General features: G+C 71.3%; 16 protein-coding genes and 1 other RNA gene. 6 read left to right on the top strand and 11 right to left on the bottom strand.

Annotation, left to right across the window (positions count from 1 at the left end):
* Window positions 1-42 precede the first annotated feature (42 nt).
* Window positions 43-522, top strand: coding sequence for an Lrp/AsnC family transcriptional regulator (locus IEV65_RS09055; RefSeq protein WP_188430009.1), 480 nt, complete (start codon window positions 43-45; stop codon window positions 520-522).
* Here the strand turns inward: IEV65_RS09055 and IEV65_RS09060 are convergent.
* On the bottom strand, window positions 509-1165 hold the full coding sequence (locus tag IEV65_RS09060) for an IclR family transcriptional regulator (RefSeq protein ID WP_188430011.1): 657 nt from the start codon (window positions 1163-1165) through the stop codon (window positions 509-511). The two genes, IEV65_RS09055 and IEV65_RS09060, sit on opposite strands and share 14 nt — an antisense overlap.
* A gap of 177 nt (window positions 1166-1342) precedes the next feature.
* Here IEV65_RS09060 and IEV65_RS09065 point away from each other — a divergent pair, with 177 nt between their 5' ends.
* The gene (locus IEV65_RS09065; RefSeq protein ID WP_188430014.1) at window positions 1343-1903 is read left to right on the top strand and encodes a DUF6318 family protein; all 561 of its coding nucleotides are present in this window, start codon (window positions 1343-1345) and stop codon (window positions 1901-1903) included.
* Between the two features lie 125 nt (window positions 1904-2028).
* Window positions 2029-2778 carry a hypothetical protein gene (locus IEV65_RS09070; protein WP_188430016.1) on the top strand — a complete coding sequence of 250 codons (750 nt, stop codon included), beginning with the start codon at window positions 2029-2031 and terminating at the stop codon, window positions 2776-2778.
* A 168-nt stretch (window positions 2779-2946) separates the two neighbouring features.
* Here the strand turns inward: IEV65_RS09070 and IEV65_RS09075 are convergent, their stop codons facing one another.
* From IEV65_RS09075 to IEV65_RS09105, 7 genes are all read right to left on the bottom strand, one after another.
* Window positions 2947-4698: a DEAD/DEAH box helicase gene (locus IEV65_RS09075; protein ID WP_188430018.1), complete on the bottom strand. Its 1752-nt coding sequence runs from the start codon at window positions 4696-4698 to the stop codon at window positions 2947-2949.
* 112 nt (window positions 4699-4810) lie between these two features.
* Entirely contained in the window at window positions 4811-5146 is a 336-nt protein-coding gene (locus IEV65_RS09080) for a DUF3039 domain-containing protein (RefSeq protein WP_188430020.1), read from the bottom strand.
* Between the two features lie 22 nt (window positions 5147-5168).
* Window positions 5169-5726 (bottom strand): YqgE/AlgH family protein, encoded by a 558-nt coding sequence (locus IEV65_RS09085; protein ID WP_188430022.1) that lies wholly within the window; start codon window positions 5724-5726, stop codon window positions 5169-5171.
* Between the two features lie 73 nt (window positions 5727-5799).
* Window positions 5800-6693, bottom strand: a complete 894-nt coding sequence (locus tag IEV65_RS09090; protein ID WP_188430023.1) for a helix-turn-helix domain-containing protein — start codon at window positions 6691-6693, stop codon at window positions 5800-5802.
* A gap of 31 nt (window positions 6694-6724) precedes the next feature.
* Window positions 6725-8635: a S8 family serine peptidase gene (locus IEV65_RS09095; protein ID WP_188430025.1), complete on the bottom strand. Its 1911-nt coding sequence runs from the start codon at window positions 8633-8635 to the stop codon at window positions 6725-6727.
* Window positions 8636-8745: 110 nt separating this feature from the next.
* Entirely contained in the window at window positions 8746-9024 is a 279-nt protein-coding gene (locus IEV65_RS09100) for a VanZ family protein (RefSeq protein ID WP_188430027.1), read from the bottom strand.
* A 65-nt stretch (window positions 9025-9089) separates the two neighbouring features.
* Entirely contained in the window at window positions 9090-10508 is a 1419-nt protein-coding gene (locus IEV65_RS09105) for an NAD-dependent malic enzyme (protein ID WP_188430029.1), read from the bottom strand.
* Between the two features lie 60 nt (window positions 10509-10568).
* On the opposite strand from IEV65_RS09105, the gene trxA reads away from it, so the two are divergent.
* Entirely contained in the window at window positions 10569-10931 is a 363-nt protein-coding gene (gene trxA, locus IEV65_RS09110) for a thioredoxin (protein WP_188430031.1), read from the top strand.
* A gap of 526 nt (window positions 10932-11457) precedes the next feature.
* Window positions 11458-12156, top strand: a complete 699-nt coding sequence (locus IEV65_RS09115) for a helix-turn-helix transcriptional regulator (RefSeq protein ID WP_188430033.1) — start codon at window positions 11458-11460, stop codon at window positions 12154-12156.
* Between the two features lie 372 nt (window positions 12157-12528).
* Here the strand turns inward: IEV65_RS09115 and ssrA are convergent.
* Both ssrA and IEV65_RS09125 read right to left on the bottom strand, forming a co-directional pair.
* Window positions 12529-12895, bottom strand: a transfer-messenger RNA (tmRNA) gene (ssrA, locus tag IEV65_RS09120).
* A 95-nt stretch (window positions 12896-12990) separates the two neighbouring features.
* On the bottom strand, window positions 12991-13410 hold the full coding sequence (locus IEV65_RS09125; RefSeq protein ID WP_188430035.1) for a CBS domain-containing protein: 420 nt from the start codon (window positions 13408-13410) through the stop codon (window positions 12991-12993).
* 103 nt (window positions 13411-13513) lie between these two features.
* On the opposite strand from IEV65_RS09125, the gene smpB reads away from it, so the two are divergent.
* The gene (gene smpB, locus IEV65_RS09130; protein ID WP_188430037.1) at window positions 13514-13990 is read left to right on the top strand and encodes an SsrA-binding protein SmpB; all 477 of its coding nucleotides are present in this window, start codon (window positions 13514-13516) and stop codon (window positions 13988-13990) included.
* A gap of 32 nt (window positions 13991-14022) precedes the next feature.
* Here the strand turns inward: smpB and IEV65_RS09135 are convergent, their stop codons facing one another.
* Complete coding sequence (locus IEV65_RS09135) at window positions 14023-15666, bottom strand: M23 family metallopeptidase (protein WP_188430040.1); 1644 nt, start codon at window positions 15664-15666, stop codon at window positions 14023-14025.
* Between the last annotated feature and the right edge of the window lie 11 nt (window positions 15667-15677).

Raw genomic sequence — 15677 nt, forward strand, 5'->3', positions numbered from 1 at the left:
AGGATGCCCGGTTATATCGCCGAGATGCTGCACACTATGTCCATGCCCGATGCCATCGACGACCTGGACGCCCGCCTGCTCCTCCTGCTCGAGGAGAACCCGTCCGTCGGCGTCCTGGGCGCCTCACGCACGCTCGGCGTGGCCCGCGGCACGGTCCAGAGCCGGCTCGACAAGATGGTCGCGCGCGGGGTGATCCGCAGCTTCGCGCCGCAACTGGACCCGGCGGGCCTGGGCTACCCGGTGATGGCGTTCGCGACCCTGGAGATCCGGCAGGGCACCGGTGGCGGGCCGGTGGTGGAGCACCTGGCGCGCATCCCGCAGGTCCTGGAGGCGCACACGATCACGGGGTCGGGCGACCTGCTGTGCCGGATCGTCGCGCACGACAACGCTGACCTGCAGCGGGTCATCGACGCGGTCGTGGGTCACCCGCTGGTGGAGCGCTCCTCGACGGTGATCTGTCTGTCCACGCGCGTGGAGTACCGGACGCTCCCGCTGGTCCGCAACGACGTCACCCCGCGCTGACGGCGCGCGCCACGTCGGCGGCCGCGGCCACCACGGCCCGCGCGACAGAAGGGTCATCGAGGGCCGAGGTGGACACCACGCCCACGGAGGCCTCGAGCCCCGGCACGTCGGGGACCGGCGCGGCCAGCCCGTGCGCTCCTTGCTGGATTTCGCCGCTGGTGACGACGGCGGCCGGTGCGCCCCGGCGCGCCTCGAGGATCGCGCGGCCGGCCGCGCCGCGGCTGAGCGGATGCCGGCTGCCCACGCGGTAGGCCACGTGGAAGTCGGTCCAGCTGGGCTCCACCACCACGAGGGCGAGCGCCTGGTCCCCCTCGGCGACGGTCAGGTGGGCCGTGGCTCCCAGCTCGTCCGCCAGGGCCCGGAGCACCGGCCTCGACGCCTCGACCAGCATCGGTCGGACGGCCAGCTGGAGCCGGGTGATCCCGAGCCCGAGCCGCACCCGACCGTCACCCGCGCGGGAGACGAAACCGCGCGCCTCGAGCGTGGCCACCAGCCGGTACACCACCGGCCGGGACAGCCCCAGCGCCGCCGCGAGCTCGCTCATCGTCGCGCCGCGGACGCGCCCCGGCTCGCCGAGCACCAGGAGCACCTGCAGACCCCGGTCCAGGGTCTGCGAGGTCTCGGCGCGGCGCTGCGTGGTCACCGCGTCAGGGTAGCCACCGGCACCTGGCGGTCACCAGGGCACCGGTCTGCGCCACGGCAAAGTTCTTACGAAACCTTTACCTGTGGACAACCGAACGGCTGCTCGGTATGCGGCAGACTGGCCGGTGATGACCGCCCGCGCCAGAGCGCGGACTGCCACCGTCTGGAGGGGTATGACGTGAACCGCCTGTCGATCGCCGCTGCCGTCGCGAGCCTGACCCTGCTCGCCGGCTGCGGCTCATCCACCGCGCCGGCCCAGCCGCCCGCCTCCGAGGACGCGCTGACCACCAGCGCTCCCCCGGCCGACGCGGCCGCCACCACGACCGAGGCCCAGCAGACCGAGGAGGCTGCGGACGACGGGCCACCCACGATGCCCGCCGAGGCCAAGGAGCAGACCGAGGCTGGCGCCGAAGCGTTTGTGGACCATTACATCGACTCGTTCAACTACGCCTTCGCGAGCGCCAATTCCGAAGCCATGCCCGTCGAGCTGAGCGACGCTCGCTGCCAGTCATGCGCTGGAATCTTGGGCCTAATCCCCGAAACGCCGAAACCCGGCTTCACCTACCTTGTCGTCGACGATCTGCGAGCGGTACAGAGCGGTGAATCTACGATCGTCAGCAGTGACCTCACGCAATCCGAGACCGCTGAGTCTGCCCAGCAACGAGGCACTGCTGTCTTCACACTGACGTGGCGCGACGGATGGTCCGTTGCGGAGATTCAAGTCGAGCAGGCCTCGTGATCGATGTGGTTGTCGTCGCCATGGTCGGGGCCCCATGCGACGACCTTGGCGATGACGGCTTCTTTGGCTGTGTCGAAGACGAAGGTGGTACCAGGGTCGGCTACTCGCGCGAAGAGGTCTCGAACATGGCCAACTCGTACCCGCCAGGATCTTCTGCTGAGCGACCCGACTCCTGGTACGAGTACGTCGGGGTGATCGACTGCATACCTCCGAACTCACCGGACAATCCCCGCCTGGAGATCTGCGGGTTCGCGGTCAGCTACTGCGAGGAGTACGTCCCGGACTCCTCCGGGCCGCGCTCGATCATCTACCGCCGAACGGTCCGTGGGTCAGGGGTGGTCGGTGGATGGACCCCGCTCGGCCCGACCTGCTACACCGACTCGGTGCCGGCGCGATCGGGCGAGCCCGCGACAGTCCTCACGGACGCGATGATCCTCGAGCAGTTTCACCGCACCGACTTCGCCCTCCCGCAGCTGCTCGTCCAGCCGCCCGACGCGCGCACTTTGGTCAACCTGCCCGTCTACTACGAGCTCTCCTGGCCCGAGGCCGGGTTCGCGCCCGAGGAGATCGACACGACCACCATCGTCGGCCACCAGGTCCGCATCCGCCCGACCCTGGTCGGTGTCACCTACGTCACCGGCGACGGCACCACGATCGGCCCCACCACCAGCCTCGGCGGCGGCTACCCCGGCGGCGACATCACGCACACCTACACCACGGCAGCCCAGGTCAACCCGAGCATCAGCGTGGAATACGGAGGCATGGTCAGCGTCGACGGCGATGCGTGGCGGACCATTCCCGGCACCGCCACCATCGACGGACCCGCTACCCCGCTGCAGGTCCTCACCTCCAAGAACCGCCTCTACGACAACTGAGCCGGCCCGTCACCGTGCAGTCAGACCGGCACCTTCCGCACGCCGCCCCCGCCGGCCGCAGCACAGCAGGCCCGCACGACGAGCCCTAGGTAAAGTGCCGGTCTGACCGCACGCGCCGAGCGAGAGCGGACCCGGTCTGACTGCACCCCCCGGCGAGGGAAGACCGGGTCAGCGACGCCCCACGAACCACTGCCGGATCGTGTCGATGCGCGCCTGGACCTGCTCGGTCGTGGCGGTGGCGAGCTCGGGCCCGCCGCAGGTGCGTCGCAGCTCGGCGTGCACGATCGCGTGCGGCTGCCCCTTCTTCTGCGCATACGCCGACACCAGCTTGTTCAGCTCCTTGCGCTGCTCGGCGAGGGCCCGGTGCGCGGAGAGGGCCTCTGCCCGCTCCCGGCCGCCGCCACGCTTGACCTGCTTGCGCTGGCGGTCACGCAGCACCTCGGCCACCTGGTCCGGCTCGAGCAGGCCGGGCAGGCCGAGGTACTCCTCCTCGTCCTCCGAGCCCGGCAGCCCGCCGAGGCCGAACTGCTGCGCGTCGAAGAGCACGTGGTCGAACTCCGCCGCCGACTGCAGCGCCTCAAAACTTCCCTCCAGCTCACCCGAGGCGTTCTCCGTGGCATTGGCCCGGGCGACGAGACCGTCCTCCTCGGACCACAGTCCCTCCTCGTCCTCCGAGCGCTTCTTGTTGAGCGCGTGGTCGCGCTCGACCTCCATCGAGCCCGCGTGGCCCAGGAGCAGAGGGACGTTGGGCAGGAACACCGACGCCGTCTCCCCGCGCCGCCGCGCCCGCACGAACCGCCCCACCGCCTGGGCGAAGAACAGCGGCGTCGACGTCGAGGTGGCGTAGACGCCGACGCACAGACGCGGCACGTCGACGCCCTCGGACACCATGCGCACGGCGACCATCCACCGGGAGCTGCCCGCGGCATACTCCTCGATCTTGGCGGACGCCCCGGCGTCGTCGGAGAGCACCACCGTGGGCGCCTCCCCGGTGATCCCGCGCAGCTGCCGGGCATAGGCGCGCGCCGCGGTCTTGTCGCTCGCGATGACCAGACCGCCGGCGTCCTCCACGTGGCGCCGCACCTCGGTGAGACGCTTGTCGGCCGCGCGCAGCACCGAGGGCACCCACTCCCCCGCGGGGTCGAGCGCGGTGCGCCAGGCCTGCTTCGTCAGGTCCTTGGTGATCGCGTCACCGAGCCGCGCCTCGAGCTCGTCGCCGACCTTCGTGCGCCAGCGCATGGTGCCGCCGTAGGACAGGAAGATGACGGGGCGCACGACGCCGTCGCGCAGGGCGTCGGCGTAGCCGTAGGTGAAGTCGGCCGCCGAGCGCAGCACGCCCTCGTGGTCCATCTCGTAGCGCACGAACGGGATCGCCGCCGTGTCCGAGCGGAACGGCGTCCCGGTGAGCGCCAGCCGTCGCGTCGCCGGCTCGAACGCCTCGCGGACCGCGTCGCCCCACGACAGCGCGTCGCCGCCGTGGTGCACCTCGTCCAGGATGACCAGCGACCGGGCCGCCTCGGTGCGGGCCCGGTGCAGCAGCGGCTTGCTCGCGACACCCGCGTAGGTCACCGCGATGCCGTCGAAGTCGCGCGCGTGCCGACCCTGGGCGTTGGTGAAACCCGGGTCGATGCGGATGCCGACACGCGCTGCGGCCTCGGCCCACTGCACCTTGAGGTGCTCCGTCGGAGCCACGATCGTGATGCGGCTGACCTCACCCCGGTCGAGCAGCTCGGTCGCGACCCGCAGCGCGAAGGTCGTCTTTCCGGCGCCCGGGGTGGCCACCGCGAGGAAGTCGCGCGGGCGCTCGGTCAGATAGCGCTCGAGGGCGGCGGCCTGCCACGCGCGCAGCTTGCCGGCGGTGCCCCAGGCGGCCCTTTCCGGGTAGGCGGGAGACAGGTGCGAGGCGGCAGAGGTCGACATGGCGGGGTCCAGTCTAGGAAGGTCTCGGGCACGACTCACCCGGCGCGCGGACGCGCCGGGTGGTCCGGGTCAGTCGTGGTATGGCGTGTCGGCCGCCGGGGCAGGGGCCCCGTCACTCACCGCCGGAGGACGAGCCGTCGCCGCCGTCCTGCGGGTCGCGCAGGCCCTCGTAGATCTCCTTGCACATGGGGCAGACCGGGAACTTGTCGGGGTCGCGGCCCGGCACCCACACCTTGCCGCACAACGCGATGACCGGGGCGCCGCTGAGCGCGCTCTCGAGGATCTTCTCCTTGCGGACGTAGTGGGAGAAGCGCTCGTGGTCGCCCGGCTCGTCGAGGCTCGGCTCGACGCGGGTGTCCGTGCGCTCCAGCAGCGCGGTCTGGGTCTGCGGTCCGCTCGGGGCCTCGGGCGCGTCGAGCGGCTGGTCGGAGAGGTGGACGGACGACATGCCCCCAGTCTAGGCGCGTCGCTCAGTTGAGCTGGCTGTCCTCGGTGAAGGTGGTCACCAGCGACAGCGACGAGCGCTGCCGCAGGAGCACGTCCTTCCAGAGGTCACGCGTGTCGTCGTGGAAGGCGTCCCGGGGCTCGCGGCTCACGACATACCAGGCGCCGCGCGCCAGCTCGCTGTCCAGCTGCCCGGCGCCCCACCCGGCGTAGCCGACGTAGATCCGGAAGGCGGCCAGCTCCGGGACGACCAACGGTGCCGGCGCGTCGAGGTCGACCAGGCCCAGCCCGCCGAAGAGCAGCTGGGTCCCGAGCGGGGCGTCCTCCGGGCCGTGACCCGGCACGCTGACCAGGCCCATCGCGGTGTCGGGCCCGACGGGACCGCCGCGGAAGAGCACGCCCGGCTCGCTCACGAACGGCTGCCACTCGGGCAGGACCACGTCCACCGTGGCGTCGAGGGGCTGGTTGAGGACCAGCCCGTGGGCGCCCTCCTCGTCGTGGTGCAGCACGAGGACGACGCTGCGCTCGAAGACGTCGCCGGTCAGGGGCGTGGCGACGAGGAGCTTGCCTGTCGTCGTCTCCATCCGTGCCCTCCCTCCAGACCGTCTTCTCCATACTGCCTCAGGTCCTGCAGCGCTCCCACCCGACGCGGCACCGTCACCACTCCCAGCGGATGCCGCAGGTGCCCGGCCCGAAGTCGCGGAGCATCAGGTGGGCCAGCCCGCCCTGGAGCCTCAGCGGCCACCACTCCTCGACCCCGTCCACCACCGTGTAGGCGACGCACGAGCTGGGGACGTCGGCCGGGTGGAAGTGCACCTCGAGCACGAGCTCGCGCAGGCGCTGCGGGAGCCCGCGCTCCAGGTCCGTCCAGGGCTCGCCGTTGGCGACGACGTCCACCTCGTACTCCGTGAGGGCCGTGTCGCCCCGGTCGAGCGGCCGGGGCAGCACCAGCTCGGCCACCGCGAGGCCCAGGTCGGCCCGTTCGCGGTGGGCCCCGATCACGCAACCCTGGACAGGAGTGATGCGGGGCGGTGTGTCCGGCGCCGGGACGAGCATGTGCACCACCGGCCAGGAGCGGGCGTCCGGGGACTCCGCCCGGTGCACCTGCCGGACACGCTGGACGCGCGTCTGCCGGTCCTCGTGCAGGTGGTAGATGTCGTGCAGCGAGAGCCTGGTCAGTGCCGCCTCGTCGACGCCCAGCTCTCCCAGCAGCGACTTGACGACGTCACCGCTCGGCATCAGGCTGCTGCGCTCGACCGTGGGTGGGCTGAGGCGACCGCGCGGGCGCGGGGGCGGGAGCAGACCTCGCAGCTCGCCGTCGTCCAGCTCGAGGATGTCCTCCAGCACGGCCAGGGCCCGGAGAGAGTCAGCACGCTCCGGCCGGCTGCGCCCCGACTGCCAGTAGCTCAGCGTCGCGACGCTCACCGAGGCCCCTCGCGCCTGCAGGCGCTCCCGCAGCCGCTCGAGCCCGAGGCCCCGGCGCTGCACGGCAGCGCGGAGGACGTGGGCGAACTCGCGTTCGCCCACGTCCTCGCGAGAGGCATGGCTCATAGGCCGTGCATCTTAGGCCGCTGGTTCCTCGTCAGTTGAGCGACACGTCGTCGACGAGGAAGGAGGTCTGGTATGACGTGTCCTCCTGCGCGTCGAAGGTCAGCCGCACCTGCTGGCCGGCGTAGCCCGACAGGTCGAAGCTCTTCAGGACGTAGCCCGAGGTCTCGTTCACGTTGGAGTACGTGGCCAGGGTCCTCAGGAGCGACCCGCTGGTGGAGTGGAGCTGGACCCGCATGGTGTCGTAGGCGGTGGTGGTGGTCGTCTCGGCGGAGTCCACCCGCAGGTAGAAGCTCAGCGTCCCGCCCGAGGGCACGGTGACGGTCTGGGAGATGTCCTCCTGGGTGGTCGTGCCGTAGCCGAGGAGCCAGGCCTTGTAGGACCCGGTGCGCGCGGGGTAGCTCTCGGTGTTGATCGTCCATGTGTCGCCGCTCCACCCGGTCGCGCCGGACTCGAAGCCACCGTTGACGATGCCGCCGGGCGGGGGCGGCGGGGTGGTGCCGCCGAGTATGCCGTTGATCGTCGCCGTGGCGTCCACGATCCCGGCGCCGCAGCCGCCGCTGCAGCTGCCCGGCAGAGGTCGTGAGTAGTCCTTGAGAGCGGTCTCGACGGCCGACGGGGTCATCGACTTCTCACCCAGCATGAGCGCGACCAGACCGGCCACGTGCGGGGTGGCCATGCTCGTGCCCTGGTAGTAGGCGTAGCTGGACGAGGCGGGGTAGGTCGTGCCCGTGTTGAGGGTGGACAGGACGCCGTTGGCCTGGTTGACGTCTGTCTCGCCGCCGGGCGCGGAGATGTCGAGGACGGTGCCGTAGTTGGAGTAGTAGGCCCGGTTGCCCTGACGGTCCGTCGAGCCGACCGTGATCACGTTGGAGCAGTTGGCCGGCTGGACGTTGCCGGCGTTCTGGTTGTCGTTGCCGGCCGCCACGACGACGGGGACTCCGCGCTGGACAGCTCCGTTGATGGCCGACTGGTAGGTGGACGCGCAGTAGCCACCACCACCGAGGCTCATGTTGATGACGTCGGCCGGGGAGGCGTTGCTCGGCAGGCCGGACACGTAGCCGCCCGAGGCCCAGGTGATGCCGTCGGCGATGTCGGCGAGCGTGCCTCCGCAGCGACCGAGGACGCGGACCGGCGAGATCTTGGCCTTGGGGGCCACACCGGCCACGCCGGTGCCGTTGCTCGAGACCGCGGCGACGGTGCCGGCGACATGGGTGCCGTGCCACGAGGAGTTGGAGGTGTACTGGGGGTAGCCGTTGCCGCACTCCCCCGCCGCCATCCAGTCGCCCTGGTCCGCCGGGTTGCTGTCCCGGCCGTTGCCGTCGCGGGCGGACCAGGAGTCGGAGATCATGTCGTAGCCGGAGACGACGTTGGCGTTGAGGTCGGGGTGGGAGGTGATGCCGGTGTCCAGGACCGCCACCACCGTGCCCAGGCCGTCAGCCCGGTCCCACGCGGACGGCAGCCGCAGGCTCCCTGTGTTCTCGAAGTAGTGCCACTGGTCGGAGTAGGCGGGGTCGTTGGGCGTGGCGGTGGGGTACATGCGCAGGTTTGGCTCGGCATACTCCACGTCCTGGCGGGAGGAGAGGGAGCGCAGCAGCCCCTCGAGCCGGGCGCCGGAGAGCGTCTCGTCGACGGAGACGAGCCGTGCTCCGGTGCCCAGGGTGCGCACCTCCCGCAGCTCGACGCCCTGGGCGACGGCGGCTGCGTCGAGCGCGGCGCTGCGCTTGGCGGCCGTGCTCGCTGAGCCGGGGGCGAAGGCGACGATGATCTCGTCGTAGCCCTGCGCGGAGGCCTGGGCGGCGGTCGGCGGGGTGGGCGCCGTCGTGAGGGCTGGCGGCGGCGCGACCGTCGGGGCCGCCGCCGCCGGAACGGCGGCCAGGGCGGCTGCCGGCAGGATCAGACCCGCTGCGGTGAGCAGCGCGGCCAGGGGGCGAGGATGCGTCATTGCTGGTCCTAGCGTGTGAAGGGGAAACCCGTGGGACGCGGGCTACGCGGTGAGCGTGGTCGAGAGTGTTCACGCGACGTGAACCCCCCGTCCACCCTTAACAGTTGACGCTACGGACGGTGCCCGTCCTCGCGGGGCCACCGAGCCACGACCACCCCCAGCACGACCCCAGCGAGGTCGGCGACCGTGTCCCACGGGTCGGCCTGGCGCAGCGGCGACACCCACCCCTGGAGCGGTTCGCTCACGAGCGCGTGCACCACGAGCAGGGTGACGACCCATCGTGCCCCGAGGAGCCACGCCAGCGCCGAGGGCAGGGCGAAGAGCAGCAGGTGCGCCACCTTGTCCAGCCCCGGGACACCGCCCGGACCCGGGACCGAGGGCGCGTACACGGCATACCCCTGGAGCGCCAGCAGCAGCGCCAGGAGGAGACGGCCGAGCAGGAGCTGGCGGGGGCTCAGCCCTCCACCGCCTCCTTGCGGGCGCGGGCGGCCTGCTCCACCGCGCGCGCCACCGCCTTGGTGGCCTCGGCGTTGAAGACGCTGGGGATGATGTAGGTCGGGTTGAGCTCCTCCGGGGCGACGACGTCGGCGAGCGCCCGCGCCGCCGCGAGCAGCATGTCGTCGTCGATGTGGTCGCTCTGCGCGTCGAGCAGACCGCGGAAGACGCCCGGGAAGACGAGCACGTTGTTGATCTGGTTGGCGAAGTCGCTGCGTCCGGTCGCCACCACGGTCGCGTGCCTGCCCGCCTCGACCGGGTCCACCTCCGGGACCGGGTTGGCCATGGCGAAGACGACGGCGTCCTCGTTCATCTGCGCGATGTCGTCACCCGTGAGGATGTTGCCCGCGGAGACCCCGATGAAGACGTCGGCCCCGACGAGCGCGTCCTTGAGGGTGCCGCTCTCCATCGCGAGGTTGGTCTGGCTGGCGATCCAGGCGAGGTTGCCGTTGTCGCCGCGCACGACGTCCGCCCGGCGGGAGTGGATGATGCCGTCGACGTCGGCCACGACGAGGTCCCGGGCCCCGGCTCGCAGCAGCAGGCGGATGATGGCCGACCCCGCCGCCCCGGCGCCGGACATCACGATCTTGACGTCTCCCAGGTCCTTGCCGACCACGCGCAGGGCGTTCCGGAGCGCCGCGAGCGCGACGATCGCGGTCCCGTGCTGGTCGTCGTGGAAGACCGGGATGTCGAGCTCCTGGCGCAGCCGGGCCTCGATGTAGAAGCAGCGCGGGGCCGAGATGTCCTCCAGGTTGATGCCGGCGAAGCCGGGCGAGAGCGCCTTGACGATCCGGACGATCTCGTCGGCGTCGTGCGCGTCGAGGCAGATCGGGAAGGCGTCGATGTCGGCGAACCGCTTGAAGAGCGCGGCCTTGCCCTCCATGACGGGCATGGCGGCGAGCGGGCCGATGTTGCCCAGGCCCAGGACGGCCGTGCCGTCCGTGACCACCGCGACCGTGTTGCGCTTGATGGTCAGGCTGCGCGCGTCCTCGGGGTTCTCGGCGATGGCCTGGCAGATCTTGGCCACGCCCGGGGTGTAGACCAGGGAGAGGTCGTCGCGGTTGCGGATCGGCATCTTGGAGCGCACCTCGAGCTTGCCGCCCAGGTGGGCCAGGAAGGTCCGGTCGCTCACGCGGCCGATCTCGACGCCGTCCACGCCCGCGACGGCCTCCACGACCTGGGCTGCGTGCCCGGTGCCATGGGTGGCGATCGTCAGGTCGGCCTGCAGCCGCTCGGTGCCCGACTCGCTGATGTCGACGGCCGTCACCATCCCGCCCACGTCCGAGACGGCGGTCGTGATCTCGCTCACCGCGGTCACGCGCGCGGGCAGCTCCAGACGGACGGTGATGGAGTTGGAGACGGAGGGAACGGCGCTCATGGCGAGTCATTCTCCTGCATGGTCGGAATGACCCGCGCACCCCGCTGCGTTGACGCCCCCATGAGCACCGTGAACCTGACCACCGACACCTTCGAGTCGGCCGTGACCGACAACGACATCGTCCTCGTCGACTGGTGGGCCGACTGGTGCGGTCCGTGCAAGATGTTCGCCCCGATCTACGACCAGGCCGCCGACGCGCACCCGGACGTCGTCTTCGGCAAGGTCGACACCGAGGACCAGCAGGCCCTGGCCGCCGGCGCCGGCATCACCTCGATCCCCACGATCATGGCCTTCAAGGAGGGGGTCCTCGTCTTCCGGCAGTCCGGCGCGCTCCCGGCCCGCGACCTCGACTCGGTCATCACGCAGGTCAAGGCCCTGGACATGGACGAGGTCCGCGCCAAGATGGCGGCCTCGCAGGCCTGACCGCCGCCCCCGTTCACCGCGAGCGCCCGGACCCCGTCACCGCCCAGGTGGCGGGGTCCTGTCGTTGCCCGGAGACGCTGCCGCACGGCCTGTCGTGGTCGTCGGCCTGATCTCGCTGGCGCTGTCGCCCAGATCCAACCGGACCTGGACCGCTTCGGCGTCACCACGCCATACCTCCTCGACGACGGGACCGTCTCCCAGGCCTATGGCGCCCTGGGGACCGGCATGCACGAGGGGCTGCCCGGCCACGGGTTCGTGCTCGTCGACGAGCAGGGGGCGCAGCTGTGGCACGGGGAGTACCCCTCGATGTAGCTGGCTCCCGAGGACCTGCTGCGGGAGGTCTCCTCGCGCCTCTGACCGCACGCTGCTGGTCAGGAGTAGCTGACGGAAAGGGCCCGCGCACTCGCGCCGCCCCTCACCAGCCGCTCTCGAAGCCGACTGAGAAGTTCTCGTCGTGGGCGACGTTACCGTCGGAGCGACACATGCCTGACACAGACATCCAGGCCCCGCGCTGCTGGTGGTCGCGATGACCACCGGGGTGGAGCCTGCCACGAGCCAGACGAGCGAACGCCAGTGGCTGCTGGACGTCGCGGTCCTCGACGACTGCCCGCTGGTGCTCCACGGGGTGAGCGCCACCCTCGCTCCCTACGTGCGGCGAGTCCGCCCTGTCGTCAGCACCACGCACTCGTCCGACGGAGACGCTGACGTGACGCTGTGGGACCCCGTGCCCGGCGGGGAGTCCCGCAGCGCGGCGCTGCCGCAGCTGCTGGGCCAGCACCGGCACGGTCGGCTCGTCCTGCACTCCTTCCACGCCCCGGACCGGCTGGTCGCCGAGCTGCTGGCCGAAGGCTGTTCGGGCTACGTCGACAAGCGGGCCGCCAGCGCGGAGCTGGTGAGCACGGTCCTCCGGGTGGGGGCGATGGGCCCCGTGGCGGGACGACCGCGCCGGGCCGGCGAGGTGCCGCGCCGGGACCGCGTCGCAGACGATCACGAGCTGTCACCACGGGAGTGCCAGATGCTGGTGCTCATCGCCGACGGTCTGACGAACCAGTGCATCGCCCTGCAGACGAACCTGTCCGCCAACACCGTCAAGACCTACATCCGCATGGCCTACCGCAAGATCGGCGTGACCAGGCGTCCGGACGCGGTCCGGTGGGGTTTCGAGAACGGCCTGGGTATGCCGACGCCTCACCCGGCCGGTCGCGAGAACCCGCTCCCGGTCTGACCCCGGGGTCACGGCGCACCCCTGGATGGAGCGTTCTCCCCCCTCGGTGAGTCCGGAGGTGCCGCGAACGAGTAGTCCCACATCGACACTCCACCGGCGGCGATGTCGGACGAGCGTAGCCGTGCTCCACGCGGCAACGAGAGTGCTTCCGTCCTGACGACACGCCCGACGAGGACCGACCAGAGCGCGCATGTGCAGTCTCTGGCCGCCGCCACCCGGGCATGTCGCCGGGACAGATGTCCGACGACTCTGGGCGGAGTCGCCATGTCACGCACCTCGGCCCGGCAGGCCAGTCCGCCGAGACCGGCAGACCCCGCGTGGGGACGCGGGACATTCCGGCTGCGGGAAGGACCTGCACAGCGTGAGGCACGAGGGTGGAGGTGGCGGGAATCGAACCCGCGTCCGTCGCCGGGAAATCAGGGCTTCTCCGGGTGCAGCGCGCTATGGAGTTTCTCGGCCCCAGGGCTCGCGCGCGCACGTTCCCTGACAGGCCCAGCCACGTAGCAGTCCCGCACCGGCCCGTGGCCAACCGGTGCAGCAAGTCCTCTAGCTGATGCCAGACACTGAGTCGAGGACGACCTCAGGCTGACAGACTTCGGGCTCGCTCAGGCGGCGAGGGCGAAGTCGCTGCGCTTGGAGTTGGCAGCTATTGGTTTCGCAAGGAGCGTTGACGAGATGACCTTGCCTCCTCGACCCGCTTCCCCTGAAGTGCCGTACAACGTCGAAACCGATCACCCCCATGGGGTGCCTCACGCTGTGCAGTTGTCAAGAGTGGTGATTCTAGTGCGTCAACGCGGGAGGGGCCAACCAGATTCCCGCGTCGACGCCCGCGGGTCAGCCTCGCCCGTAGACCATCTGGACGAAGTGGGCGACCTTGTCGTCGGACACGTTGCGCGCCAGGTCGGACTCGCTGATCATGCCCACCAGCCGGCCGTCCTCGAGCACCGGCAGCCGCTTGATCTGCTGGTCCCCCATCGTGTCGATGATACGGTCGACGTCCTCGTCCGGGGTGATGGTGGAGACGATCCCCTGGGCCAGCGACCCCACCGTCGTCGAGGCAGGGTCAGCCCCCTCGGCCAGGCCACGCACGACGAGGTCGCGGTCGGTGACGATGCCGCGCAGCGACCCGTCCGCAGCCAGCACCGGCAGGGCCCCGACACCCTGGTCGCGCATGAGCGTGGCCGCCTCGGCCAGCGACTGGTCCTCGGTCACGGTGTGCATCGCAGCGGTCATGATCTCTCGTGCGGTAGTCATGCACTCCACCCTGCCCGGGGTCGCCGGGTCCGGCAACCGGAGGCGCGGGACGCCCGAAACCTGGGCGACGGCATACCCGCCCCTCACCTAGACTGGGTCGGCCATGCCCAAGGAAACCGGTCGCAAGCTCATCGCCAGCAACAAGAAGGCCCGACACGAGTACCTCATCGAGGACACCGTCGAGGCCGGGCTCGTGCTGACCGGGACCGAGGTGAAGTCGCTGCGGCAGGGGCGTGCGTCGCTCGTCGACGGCTACGCGACCGCCTACAACGGCGAGCTCTACCTCGAGGGCGTCCACATCCCGGAGTACAGCCAGGGGACGTGGACCAACCACAGCGCGCGCCGTCGGCGCAAGCTGCTGCTGCACCGTGAGCAGATCGACAAGCTCGTCACCAAGGCCGAGCAGGCCGGGCACACGATCATCCCGCTGTCCCTCTACTTCAAGGACGGGCGCGCCAAGGTCGAGATCGCGCTGGCCAAGGGCAAGAAGCTGCACGACAAGCGGCAGACGCTGCGCGAGCGGCAGGACCGCCGCGAGGCCGAGCGCGCGATGTCGGCGCACCTCAAGCGCCACGGCTGACGCCGCGCGCCTCCCGCGCCAGCGGGGAGCGGTCAGAGCCAGCCGCGCGGGTTGACCGGCGTGCCGTTCTCGCGGGTCTCGAAGTGCAGGTGGCACCCCGTCGAGGACCCGGTCGTCCCTTCGTAGCCGATGACCTGACCCCGCGAGACCGACTGGCCCCCGGACACCGCGAAGCTCTGGAGGTGCAGGTATGCCGTGGTCAGGTTGACCCCGCGCTGCACGCCGTGGTCGAGCACCACGTAGTTGCCGCGGCTATCGTCGTAGAGAGTGCCGTAGACGACGCCGTCCGCAGCCGCGTAGATCGGCGTGCCGCAGGGGGCGCCGAAGTCCAGGCCTGAGTGGAGCAGCCAGATGCCCAGCACCGGGTGGAGGCGCATCCCGAACTCGCTGGTCGTGGGAGCGTTGACCGGGTAGGAGAGGTAACCGCTGGAGGAGTTCTGCGCGGCCTGGCGCTGACGCTCCGCCTCGCGGGCGGCCGCCTGCCGGGCAGCCTCGCGCTGAGCGGCCTCGCGGGCCGCGGCGTCGCGGGAGGCCTGGGCGGCCCGGTCGGCCTCCGCCTGCGCGGCAGCGGCACGACGCTGCGCCTCGGCCGCCGCGGCAGCGTCCTGGCGTCGCTGGGCGTCGGCAGCCAGTTGGCGCTGCCGCTCGGCCTCACGCTGCGCGGCACGCTGCCGGGCCGCCTCCTCGGCGGCCTTGCGCTGCGCCGCCTCCTCCGCAGCCTTGCGGCGCGCCGCCTCCTCCGCCTTGCGACGGGCCTCCTCCTTGGCGATACGGGCCAGCTCGGCCTTCTCCTCGGCCTTGATCCCGTGCTTGGAACGGGCCAGGGCACGCAGCTCGTCGTTGAGGTCCTCGGTGCGCTTCTGCTCGGCGGCCAGCTCCTTGGCGACCTTGGCCTTCTCCTTCTCCAGCTCGGCCTTGTCCGCCGCCTGCTCCGCCTCGAGCGCCTCGAGGGAGGTCTTGGCCTCCTCGGCGGCCGCCCTGGCCTGCTCCATGGCGACCACGTTGGCCTCGGCCTGGGCGAGCAGGTAGGCGATGTCCTGCCGCACGCCGGTCAGCCGGTCCTGCTCCGCGACGGCCTGCGCCTCCTGGGTGGCGAGGGCGCGGATCTGCTGGTCCTGGACGCGCAGCACCGTGCGGGCCATGGCCATCCGGTCGACGGCGTCGGCCTCGCCGGAGAGCAGCTCGAGCGTGGTCGCCAGCGATCCGAGACCACCCTGCTTGTAGCTGTCCCTGGCGATCGCGCCGATCGTCTCCCGGCTCTGCTCCTGCTCGGCCTCGTTGTCAGCCAGCGCCTCCTCGATGCTGGCCTCGTCGGCGCGCGCCACGGCCAGCTCGGACTCGATGCGCCGCGCCTCAGCCTCGGCGTCCGCCAGGTCCGCCTCAGCCTCGGAGAGCACGATCCGGGCCTCCGCGACCTTGGCGGTCGTCTCGCTCAGGCGGGCCTCGGCAGCCTTGAGCTCCTTGCTGGTGTGCTCGAGCTCCTCGTCGAGCTCTGCGGCGTTCTCCTTGGAGGTCGCCCGGTCCTTGCCGACCCGCTCCTGCTGCTCCTCGACGTCGCGGAGGCGGTCCCGTATGCCGTCCAGGTCGTCGGCGAGCGCTGGGCCACCGACGAGCACGCCCGCGAGGGCGAGGGCGACGACGGCGCGGACGGTGCGCGTGCGGGGACGGTCGGTCATGACGGTTCTCC

This window comes from Ornithinimicrobium tianjinense, assembly GCF_014636495.1.
GTDB lineage: Bacteria > Actinomycetota > Actinomycetes > Actinomycetales > Dermatophilaceae > Ornithinicoccus > Ornithinicoccus tianjinensis.

What these genes read in the sequence shown, in the direction of transcription:
- IEV65_RS09055 (WP_188430009.1), top strand. Translation starts at nt 43, where the DNA reads ATGCCCGATGCCATCGACGACCTGGACGCCCGCCTGCTCCTCCTGCTC.
- IEV65_RS09070 (WP_188430016.1), top strand. Translation starts at nt 2,029, where the DNA reads ATGGCCAACTCGTACCCGCCAGGATCTTCTGCTGAGCGACCCGACTCC.
- IEV65_RS09075 (WP_188430018.1), bottom strand. Translation starts at nt 4,698, where the DNA reads ATGTCGACCTCTGCCGCCTCGCACCTGTCTCCCGCCTACCCGGAAAGG.
- IEV65_RS09080 (WP_188430020.1), bottom strand. Translation starts at nt 5,146, where the DNA reads ATGTCGTCCGTCCACCTCTCCGACCAGCCGCTCGACGCGCCCGAGGCC.
- IEV65_RS09085 (WP_188430022.1), bottom strand. Translation starts at nt 5,726, where the DNA reads ATGGAGACGACGACAGGCAAGCTCCTCGTCGCCACGCCCCTGACCGGC.
- IEV65_RS09090 (WP_188430023.1), bottom strand. Translation starts at nt 6,693, where the DNA reads ATGAGCCATGCCTCTCGCGAGGACGTGGGCGAACGCGAGTTCGCCCAC.
- IEV65_RS09095 (WP_188430025.1), bottom strand. Translation starts at nt 8,635, where the DNA reads ATGACGCATCCTCGCCCCCTGGCCGCGCTGCTCACCGCAGCGGGTCTG.
- IEV65_RS09105 (WP_188430029.1), bottom strand. Translation starts at nt 10,508, where the DNA reads ATGAGCGCCGTTCCCTCCGTCTCCAACTCCATCACCGTCCGTCTGGAG.
- trxA (WP_188430031.1), top strand. Translation starts at nt 10,569, where the DNA reads ATGAGCACCGTGAACCTGACCACCGACACCTTCGAGTCGGCCGTGACC.
- IEV65_RS09115 (WP_188430033.1), top strand. Translation starts at nt 11,458, where the DNA reads ATGACCACCGGGGTGGAGCCTGCCACGAGCCAGACGAGCGAACGCCAG.
- IEV65_RS09125 (WP_188430035.1), bottom strand. Translation starts at nt 13,410, where the DNA reads ATGACTACCGCACGAGAGATCATGACCGCTGCGATGCACACCGTGACC.
- smpB (WP_188430037.1), top strand. Translation starts at nt 13,514, where the DNA reads ATGCCCAAGGAAACCGGTCGCAAGCTCATCGCCAGCAACAAGAAGGCC.
- IEV65_RS09135 (WP_188430040.1), bottom strand. Translation starts at nt 15,666, where the DNA reads ATGACCGACCGTCCCCGCACGCGCACCGTCCGCGCCGTCGTCGCCCTC.